Here is a 10,299-nt window from a genome sequence, read left to right as displayed (position 1 = left end):
TTGGGAAATTATCTCAACGGTACTGTTGGGCAAACAGAAACCGACCCAAACGCCTTGGGAGAGTCCGACCTCTGGGTTTTCAGTGGAGACATTGAGAATCTAAGTTGTCTCGTTGAACAAGGAATTTCTAACAGCGATGTGGAAAGAATCCCCCGTCACAGCGTAGCTTGACGGTGGGAGTATGTCAATGTAATCTCATGGCGATAGATAGTAACTTTAGGCAAATTAAATTTTTTAACTTTTCTGTTTTCTTATTGCCCAAATTAGCCAGATTGTTGTAAGCTTATGACCCAACTACAACCCGATATATTCGTCAACAATCGTCCCGATACCGATGGAGACGAGGAAGAAGACTACTTCGATTATTTTTATGATGAACCGGGTAGTGAACCAGGGACATTAATTATTGAACCAGATGCCAAACCCTCGCGGATTATTTTAATCGACTACGATGAAGATAACGCCGTTCGCAAGGTGGATATTACCCCCAATGCTTGCGCCCCCTATATTGGCACAAATACCGTGTCTTGGATGGATATTCAAGGGTTAGGTAGTGAGACGGTTTTAAAACAGGTGGGAGAAATTTTTAATCTGCATCCTTTGTTATTAGAAGATGTGGTTAATGTGCCGCAGCGTCCCAAGTTAGAAGATTATAACAATCAATTGTTAGTGATTTCTCAGATGGTGCGACTGAAAGAAGATGAAAGCGGTTTTGATACGGAACAGGTGAGTTTTGTCTTGGGAAAACGCTATCTTTTAAGTTTTCAAGAGGAGGAATTACAGGACTGTTTTGAGATAGTCAGAGATCGAATTCGCACTTCCCAGGGACGAGTACGGAAATCGGGGGCGGATTATTTAACCTATTTATTATTAGATACGATTATCGATGGTTATTTTCCCGTGGTAGAACACTACGAAGATCGGATTGAAGCGTTGGAAGATGCGATTATTAGTAATCCCGATCGAGATACAATGCAGGAAATCTATGATGTCCGTCGGGAATTATTGGCACTGCGTCGCTTAATTTGGCCGATGCGAAATGTCCTACATCTGCTCATGCGTGACCATCATGGTATAGTCAGCGATGAAGTACAAATTTATTTTCGGGATTCCTACGACCACGTCATTCAAATTCTGGAAATTATCGAAGCTTATCGAGAATTAGCGGCGAGTTTGATGGATGTTTATATGTCCACTATGGGCAATAAATTAAACGAAATTATGAAGTTTTTAACCGTAATTTCGACGATTTTTATTCCCTTAACTTTTATCGTTGGTGTCTATGGCATGAACTTCGAGAATATGCCAGAATTAAAAGGAGAATGGAGTTATTTCATGGTCTGGTTAGTCATGTTAGCCGTAGCGGGAGGCTTGATTTTCTACTTCTGGCGCAAAGGTTGGTTTAAACCAATTTATTCCCTTAAAGAGGAAGCAAAAAGTTAGTTAACGAAGGCAGGAGACTCCGAGACTCCGAGACAGGAGACAGGAGGCAGGTTTTGGGGTTTTGGGGTTTTAGGGTTTTAGTTCAATTTCCCCACTTCCCCCCGCAACGCGCACGCAGTGACCACCCCACACCCCACTTCCCCACTTCCCCACTTCCCCACACCCGACGACAAACTTTTTCAGCCAACCCTAATTATTCGACCACAAATGCGAGGATTTGGCCTTGGTAACTGCCGAAGCGAATCTGTAAACCGGACTCTAGGGGAACTTCTTGGTTATGTACCTGTTTCCAGTGGCCATCTTGGTAGATAAAAGTACCAAAACGGGAGAAATCTTCGAGAAAGTATTGATAGTCTGAATCATCGGGTTTTTTACGGCAAATGATCCGACAATGGTTTTTACTAACCCATTTTTCAGTAATCTGTAGATCATTTTCCATGTCCCGTCCTATATTCATGCCACCACCACGGATTGACCATTTTCTTTCGGGACGATCGAGATAGTATAAGAAAGCGGCGGGCATGGTTCCGGAGACATTGGGCATAACCGTCGGTGATTGAGTCTCATCAAAGGTTTGCAGCAATTGCCCGTCGAATTCCGGGTGCATATAGAGGATCGGCAAAGTCCAAGCGGGTTGATTGTACTTGTAGAGGGTTAATAACTGCTGCCTGGCGATGCGAACGGCCTGATCAATAGGGACTCTCGGACCGGGAAACAACTTGGACATCTGCGCTTCTTTGTCTTTGAACCCGAAGAGGGTGCGGGTAAAAACTTCGATAAAACTCAAGGCCTCTCGATCAGCGATCGCATCTCGCATGGCCAAAACTGCGGGAACGCCGTGGTGAATCAAGACTTCCGCCAGACTGCTGCGGGGGATCATCTCCTGACCTGATTTAGCGGGATAAGCACCCCAACAGGCATTAAAAACGGTTAAAATGACCTGATTTCTCACCAAAGCTTGGGCTAACTCCGTCCCGTTTAGCTGTTCCCCTGGCCGCAGAAATAGGGAACCGCCATTGGGGGCGGCCATTCCGTGACCAGCGTAGAAAAAAGCTTGATATTTACCCGTATCCAAGGCCCGGGTTAGTTCTTTCGCCCCCGGTCGAATTAGGGTATCGACTTTGACTTTCACTCCCAAATAGGAAATCTGAGGGGGGGAACTACTGCCCCCGGGGGAGATGGCCCGGATGAGATTGGCGGCCTCGGATTCCAGTGCCTGATCGGAATTAGTTTCTCCACCCGTATTAATGGCGGTGAGATTGCGGGAACTAGCGGCGGTTTTAATCTGTTTTTCGCCGATAACTAAGAGAATATTGAGACTATTACTCGATTTTATCGGTGGTAGTGGTTCCACATCGCTGGTGGTGCGGCTAAAGAGTATATTCGGATGCAGAGATATAGCCTGTTTACCTGCTTGCTGCATAATTTCCCAGGGCAGCAGAATTAAATAGGGATTGCGACATTCCAAGCGAATTCGCAGGGGCTGATTTTTGCCGAGGGCGATTCCCTGACTTTGGGCGAAACTTTGACTAATTGATGCTTGAAATAACCATTGCCAGAGACTAATACCTAGTTTCTGCATTAATTGACCGCCATAACTGCCGCCTTCTCCCGAAAGAGTCAGTTTAGGTCGAGAATTTGCTTCTAATTGCTCTAACATCGGTAAGGTCGGCATTTTTTGCAGACAGAACATTTCCTGCCATGCCATCCATTCCGTGGTTAGACTCTCGGTCCATTCACAGTCATGATGCACATATCCCCCCGGTAGGGGTGCTTTCGTCACCCAACGGGCGAAATTATTACTCGTGGCTAAACTAGCGATGGCTAAATTTAGACTAGGGATGGCATCATCGGTCATTGTGGTTATTGAGAAGTTTGAAGTCCATAGAATCTTATTCTAGAGGATTTCTGAAAGGTAAGGAAGAGTATTAAGTCACCAACAAACAACAAAGTTCGATAATTTTGGTTTGCAAGGTTGCCAAAGGTTCTGCACCCCGCTTGAGACGATATTCTAATTCGAGAAGTATGGGCAAGGTGGCCAGAAGTTGCTTAGAAGAAAAGGATTGTATCTCTTTGCGAATGAAATACAGTCGCTTGGGATTGGCAATTTCGGCGGCGGCGGCGATATTTTTGTCGTCTTTTTCTCCTTCTTCAATTTTTAATTTCACTATTGCCCAAGTGCGAAATTGACCCCCTAGGGTGGCGGTGATAGCCAAGGGGTTCTCGTTACGATTTAATAATTCATTGACTAATTCGAGGGCCTTGCCTGTCTCCCGTTTTAAAATAGCACTGGCTAACTGTAAGCTGCTTTGATTGCTGGCGTTGACTAAGCTTAAAATGTCCTTTTTGTCAATAGTTCCCGCCGAATTATTTTTAAATAAACGCAGTTTTTCTAACTCCATCCACAGCAAGCGGCTGTTATTTCCCACCGCTTCCGCTAAGAGTTCGATCGCATCGGGAGTTAATTTTACTCCCACTTCTTTGGCAATTTCCCTAACTCTTTGGGCAATTTCCTCGACTTTCCAAGGCGGAATTAGTTCAAATTCTTTAACTTCCGCCTGATTTTGGATAAACTTGCTCGATTTTAAGCGGGAGTCGGGTTTTTTGGCACTGGTTAATAACAGATAGGAATTTTCGGGTAAATTGGGCAAAGTGCGCTGTAATTCCTGGAAAATATCCTCGGAACATTGTTGACAAATAACCGTATCAGCTAACCAAACTAAACGATTTCCCATGCCGAAAACTGGAGTCATCGCTTGATTGAGGGCCTCGATAATTGCCTCATTGCGATCGCCAGTGATTTTATCATAATTAAACTGTATCCAATTGGGATCGAGAAGTTTTGCTTGCAGATTTTTCACCGCTTGGTTAATAGCAAATTCATCTTCTCCCCAATAAAATATTGTCGGCATGAGTTTCTAATTATAGCAGTTAAGTAGGTAGGTGTTAAAAGTTGTCAGACACCCCTCTGATCAAGGGGGGACTAAGGGGGAATCGGCACCCCCCTTATTAAGGGGGGCAGGGGGGATCAGAAGCGAAATTTATCTTCAATTTAATTATAACTACTTACTTATCTTGAGGTGTCACTATTGCCCATTTTGCCAAATTTTTACATTTTTGTCAGCACTACCAATAATTAAATATTTACCATCGGCACTAATTGCTAAAGATAACAGTTTGTCTGTGGGTTGATCAAGAGTTGCTAATTTTGCTTTGCTTGTTAAAGACCAAAACTTAATCATTTGATCCGAAAGCTTGTTTAATCTTATCAGCACAAGCAGCAGAGAATAAACCAAGAATTTCCTAATATTAACTATGGCTATTCATCAACACAGTTAAAGACGATATGACTCGATAATTTCCCAAATTAATCAAAAAATAGACTCGATCGACCCCAAATAACGCACAATAAAAAAGGAAATGTCAAAGGAGAATCGCAAATGTTGCCCTATATCCTAGCGGTCGTTGTGGGATTGAGTAGTCTGTACCTCCTCACCACCGCTTTTATCGCCCCCGATCGCCACCGTCAAGATGATTTTCTCTGGAGTGCGGTAGGATTATTCTATGCCCTTGTCCTCTGGTTGTGCGCGGGGAGGATTACAGGCGCTATCCTCCTCGGACAAGCTGCCGCGGCCATATTATTTATTGCTTTCGCTTGGCAAACTCTCAAACTCAGACAAGCACTTTTTTATCCCGACAAACCGGTTAAATTATTTACTATTGTCGGTTGGTTAGGCAATCGTCTGGGGAAAGTTACTCCCTCCCAATCCCCTAAAACTAAAGCTAAACCTGAGAAAGTAGCAGCAAAAGTTAAAGAAACGGTAAAAGAAACGGTTGCCCCCGTTGTCGAAACAGCGGCAGCTATCGGGGAAACTATTACAGAATCAGTGACAGAAATTGGGGAAAAAGCTGAAGAAACGGTTGCCCCCGTTGTCGAAACAGCGGCAGCTATCGGGGAAACTATTACAGAATCAGTGACAGAAATTGGGGAAAAAGCTGAAGAAATTATTGATGATGGGGAAACTTTCGATGATTTCGATGATTTCGATGATTTTGATTTGGCAACAGAAGAGATCAACCCTTCCGAAAATTCCCCAGAAATTCCCCCGACTGAACCTGTCACAACTGTTGAAGTCGAAACTATTGCTGTTAGCGAAACGGTGATTATTGAAGTTACCGAGGAAGACTTGTCTCCAGAAGAAAATATCGAAAAAGATACTTCCCCAGAAACTCGATCGCAAAGCGCAGAAAATCCCCCCCCAGAGGAAGACTTGTCTCCAGAAAAAACTATCGGAGAAGATACTCCCCCAGAAACTCGATCAAAAAGGGAAGAAAATCCCCCCCCATCGGATTAAAAGTTAAGATTATTTAGCGGGTGGGTTAGGTAAGTAGTCGTGCAAAATTAATTTCCTAGTGAAGATAGGCAAGAGGCAAGGGGCAAGAGGCAAGAGGTGGTTAGATATGTGTAATTAATTTTGCTTAGGTACTTAATAATTACCCAAGAAATGGTTCTTCGTTACTTGGTATGGTTTGATAGGGGGGCATAAATCAACTAAATCCTGATCTGGCAAGAGACTTAATTGATTAGTTCGTTCTAGATCGAAAACAATTGACAAAAATTGCTGTCTTTCTATATAAGGGTTACATTTATTATAACCCCCGTCCATTGCATAACACAAACCGAAGAACCATGATTCCCTGACTTTTCCACTGTTTATAATGCCAGAACATGGTGGAGTAGGGAGAGAAATCTTTCGGGAATTCCCGCCAATTACAGCCATTTTTGAGTTGATAGAAAATCCCATCTAAAATCTGTCGTTTTGTCCCTTTCGGGGGGGCCAGTCAATTTCTTCTTTGGCAATAGCGGTTCTGCGATAGACTACTCTTCATTCGTCATACTACTTGAGTAGATTTTAGCTTACTCCTCTATTGATTTTCGGGGACGACTAGACGGTGGCGCATTCACTGACGGGGTTCAGACCAAAGTATTGCCGTTAAACAGGCTACAGACTCTCTTCCCTGAAACCTATAATGGACAAGGTTTTCGCTTCACCTTTTCAGCCTAGCATCTACATTATAAAAGATACCAAATGGGTTCTATAATAGATTTGGTGGTTGGGAGATTAAAGCCTCAATATCAAACTGGGTAAGCATTCTTCCTTGATTTTTCCAATCGGGTCTAAAAAAATGATCATGCCTTCAAATCCTTTCACTATTGGTCAACGAGTTACTCCTGAAAATTTCATTGGAAGAAAGACATTAATCAGAAGAGCCTTGGATCAGATTGGCATCCGCGGTTCTCTAGCGGTTTGGGGTGGTCCGGGTATGGGCAAATCATCTTTTTTAAAACTGCTAACATATCCTATTATCTGGGAACAATGCGGGCGAGATTATAACCAAGCAGTTGTTGTATTCATTGACTGTCAAAGCCTGGAACCTTTTAAAATTCCTGATTTTTGGCGCAATATTTTAGTAACAATTAAGAATAATTTTTCTTTCTTACAAACCAGTATTGATACTCTTTCAGAAAAACCAGAAGCCACAGTTAATGATTTGCTTATTATCTTGCGTTTACTTAAAGAACAGGGTAAATTTTTAGTTTTACTTATCGATAATTACGATGTAACCTTACGTCCCAATTCCCAATATACGAAAGCTGATATAGATACCTTCGTCAGTCAGTGTCGTACCCTGGCTCAATCCGAGGAGCAAAATATCTCGATAGTTGTGACTTCATCTCGTCGGTTGAGTCAAATTGGTCCAGAACTTACACCTGATAAATCACCTTGGTATAATGGTTATTTATTTGAAAATCTTAAGCCTTTTACTAATCAGGAAGTAAACCTTTTACTCGATAGAAGTGAGAGTCTATTGGGTTGGAAACAAGCTATCCGTAAAATTGCTGATGGTAATCCAGCTTTACTGCAAAATGCTTGTTTCTTATTATATGAAGAATTGGTTTCGGGAAATAACCTTAATGAGAAAAAATTTATTCAAGAATTTCAAACAAACACTTTACACTTATTTCAAGCTACTTGGCAACTGTCCACTGAAACAGAGCAAAATTTGTTAATGTTCCTGGCTTTATCCCAATTAGAAGGCAAATTAGGGAGGAGTCGATACGCTCTCGGTGGAATTGAAGCGATTTTCAGTCAAAAAGAAATAGAATTAAATAATTTAGTTGAGCGAGGTATCTTAAAGAAGGTAGAGGGAGAAGAAAATACTACTTATTCTTTCTGCTCATCTATAATGGAGTGGTGGGTGATTAAGCAAATCGAGAATAGCCAGGAAGAGGAGTTGAAAAAACGACAAAGAGGATTCCTTAATTTAATGAGCCGCCAACAGACGACAAGAGTTAATACTGCTATTCGTTGGCTATGGCAAAATAAAGATAAGATAGCATCTATCATTGAGCAAGTAGGGGGGTTATTATCATGATGACAACACAAACAAGGCACATAAATCCCTATATTGTCGGTCGTCCCATTTATGACCAAGAGTCATTTTTTGGCCGACGGAAACTTTTTAGATTTATTGAAGATAATCTCAAACAAAATACACAAGTTGTTTTGCTGCATGGTCAAAGACGTATTGGTAAATCTTCTGTACTCATGCAAATTCCTAATTTTGTGGGACTAGGTGAGTTCGTGTTTATCTATTTTGATTTGCATGATAAAACGCGACTACCACTTGACAGTATCTTACAAAATCTTGCTTCAACTATTGCTGATAAGTTGAATATTCCTCAATCAGAATCTTTGTCGTTGAATTATAAAACGGTTTTCTCTGATGAGTTTTTACCTCAAGTAATTGAGGTCTTAAAAGAGCAGAAACGAAAAATGGTTTGGTTATTAGACGAATTTGATGTTTTAAATGATCAAACACCTGATTCCCCAGTTGAATCTTTTTTCCCTTATCTGGAAACTCTTATCGGTCAATACAATAATTTATTTATCATTCCAGTAATAGGGAGAAGAGTAGAAGATTTAACCAACTTAAAAAGCTTATTTAGACAAGCTGTCAATCAAGAAATTGGCTTATTAGAAAAATCAGATGCTAAAGCATTAATTACTGAACCTGCTGCACGGTATTTAAAGTATGATTCTCAGGCTATCGATGTAATTTTAGAACTGACTTCAGGCCATCCTTATTTTACTCAAGTAATATGTAATGCTCTTTTTTTACAAGCTGAAGAAGAGGGTAAGTCAGAAATTACCTGTGATGATGTTACTAAAATTGTCGATGATGCAATTGAAACCGCTGAAGGAGGACTAGCTTGGTTTCGAGATGGCTTACCCATTCCTGAAAGAGTTGTTTTTTCAGCAGTAGCGCAAGCGGAGAAAATGGCTGAGAAGACAACTAACTCAGTGACAGAAGAACCTTTAAAGCTACTCAGAGAATATGGAGTTATCATAACGGAAGCTTTAAATAAGGCTCCAGAAAATTTAGTTCAATGGGAATTTTTAGAGAGAGTAGAAAATTCAGAATTTCACTACAAAATTAAAGTTAAGCTAGTTCGTTATTGGTTGGTTAAACGCTATCCTTTAAGACAGGCTATCTGGGATTTAGAAAAAGTTGATTTAGATGCTTGCAGACTTTTTGAATTGGCCGAAGATATAGCTGAGAATCGTAATTTATCTACTTCTTATATCTATGAACAAATTTCACAAATAAATCCCAATTATTTTACGGTTTTATTTAAATTAGCTGAAGATTATCTTGACACTAAAAACTATCAACAAGCATTAGAAAAATATAACAGAGCATATAAAGTTGATCCTACACGCGCTTATGAAGGATATGAGCTAACGCGAGGAAAAAAATATAGAATTTGGTGGAATAAAAACCGATTAACATTAGCTTTATTATCTGTATTTTTACTAACAATAAGTGTTAGTATCAATCTGTTCCAACTGTCCCAAGTACAAACACACCTTAAACAAAAAAAAGCCAGACTTGACGAATTAGAAAAACTAAAGGAAGAAAATGCCAGACTTGCTAAACAAGTAAGAGTATTTGCTCCTACTCCTATACAATCCAAAAGCACTAATGCCACAATTGTAGGAAACCCAGGGAAGACAAATATTCGCAGTGGTCCTGGTTTAGAATATGCACCAAGACATATTGCCTATCCAGGCGATCGTGTTCAAGTTATCGAATCTGCTAGAAATAGTGATAACTTGCCCTGGTACAAAATTTATTTTCCCCAATCGGGGGCTGATGGATGGATTGCTGGTAATTTACTTTCTATTGACCCCATAACTAATGCTAAAGTTAGCGGCACTCCAGGAACTAAAAATATACGTTCTGGCGCTGGAACTGTTTATGGGGTGGTAGGAACTGTGCGTACAGGCGATCGTGTGCAAATTTTGGGTAGTAGCTATGATAAAAATGGTTATCAGTGGTATAAAGTCTATCATCCTCAGTCCGGTACGACAGGCTGGATTGCTGCTCAATTAATTAGTTCTGACTAGCTCTAGTATGACCATAATTAACTGCACACAATTACTACAACTAATATGAAATCTTTTATTTCAGCTTTTCAATATTTTATTATTCCTATAATTGTTGTAATGGGTGTATCGATTTATTTAGGGTTTAAACAGCCGACTGAACCGCCAACCACTGCGATAGTTTCTACCTCGCCTTCAGTTTCTTCTACTTCTCCAATTTCTCCTGCTCCTATCCCTAAAAATACTCTAACGCCTCCCTTACTCGGCTACTAACATTATTGTCCGTTGTCTTTTAACTCAGCGTCGGGTTTTGAAGGGTTGTCATCCGTTGTGATAATTGTACCAGAAGGCAATTGATAGCCTGTTAAATTCCCTTGTTTCCACCACCTCCAAGCCGTTCGAT

The 10,299-nt window shown here is 40.9% G+C and carries 8 protein-coding genes; 4 read left to right on the top strand and 4 right to left on the bottom strand.

Annotated features, from left to right (window positions below; all coding sequences use genetic code 11):
* Positions 1-285: 285 nt before the first annotated feature.
* Positions 286-1,443, top strand: coding sequence for a magnesium/cobalt transporter CorA (gene corA / locus IM477_RS03160; RefSeq protein ID WP_004268014.1), 1,158 nt, complete (start codon positions 286-288; stop codon positions 1,441-1,443).
* A 193-nt stretch (positions 1,444-1,636) separates the two neighbouring features.
* Here the strand turns inward: corA and IM477_RS03155 are convergent, their stop codons facing one another.
* The 3 genes from IM477_RS03155 to IM477_RS03145 form a co-directional block, all read right to left on the bottom strand.
* Positions 1,637-3,301: a CHAT domain-containing protein gene (locus tag IM477_RS03155; protein WP_287730502.1), complete on the bottom strand. Its 1,665-nt coding sequence runs from the start codon at positions 3,299-3,301 to the stop codon at positions 1,637-1,639.
* A 70-nt stretch (positions 3,302-3,371) separates the two neighbouring features.
* Positions 3,372-4,355, bottom strand: a complete 984-nt coding sequence (gene holA / locus IM477_RS03150; protein WP_287730501.1) for a DNA polymerase III subunit delta — start codon at positions 4,353-4,355, stop codon at positions 3,372-3,374.
* A gap of 174 nt (positions 4,356-4,529) precedes the next feature.
* Complete coding sequence (locus tag IM477_RS03145; RefSeq protein WP_221634911.1) at positions 4,530-4,685, bottom strand: WD40 repeat domain-containing protein; 156 nt, start codon at positions 4,683-4,685, stop codon at positions 4,530-4,532.
* A 198-nt stretch (positions 4,686-4,883) separates the two neighbouring features.
* Here IM477_RS03145 and IM477_RS03140 point away from each other — a divergent pair, with 198 nt between their 5' ends.
* Positions 4,884-5,798, top strand: a complete 915-nt coding sequence (locus IM477_RS03140) for a Ycf66 family protein (RefSeq protein ID WP_287730500.1) — start codon at positions 4,884-4,886, stop codon at positions 5,796-5,798.
* 295 nt (positions 5,799-6,093) lie between these two features.
* On the opposite strand, the gene IM477_RS22875 is transcribed toward IM477_RS03140, so the two are convergent.
* Entirely contained in the window at positions 6,094-6,243 is a 150-nt protein-coding gene (locus IM477_RS22875; RefSeq protein WP_353734431.1) for a transposase, read from the bottom strand.
* Between the two features lie 360 nt (positions 6,244-6,603).
* Between IM477_RS22875 and IM477_RS03135 the strand changes: the two genes are divergently transcribed.
* Together IM477_RS03135 and IM477_RS03130 are read left to right on the top strand one after the other, a co-directional pair.
* Positions 6,604-7,881, top strand: coding sequence for an NACHT domain-containing protein (locus IM477_RS03135; protein ID WP_287730499.1), 1,278 nt, complete (start codon positions 6,604-6,606; stop codon positions 7,879-7,881).
* Positions 7,878-9,917: an SH3 domain-containing protein gene (locus IM477_RS03130; protein ID WP_287730498.1), complete on the top strand. Its 2,040-nt coding sequence runs from the start codon at positions 7,878-7,880 to the stop codon at positions 9,915-9,917. Before IM477_RS03135 ends, IM477_RS03130 begins: the two co-directional genes overlap by 4 nt.
* Positions 9,918-10,299: the final 382 nt, after the last annotated feature.

The organism is Microcystis sp. M090S1 (assembly GCF_020246295.1).
In the GTDB taxonomy this organism is placed as follows: Bacteria; Cyanobacteriota; Cyanobacteriia; order Cyanobacteriales; family Microcystaceae; genus Microcystis; species Microcystis aeruginosa.
Note: the sequence above shows the minus strand (reverse complement) of the source record. Positions and strands in the feature narration are given on the sequence as shown.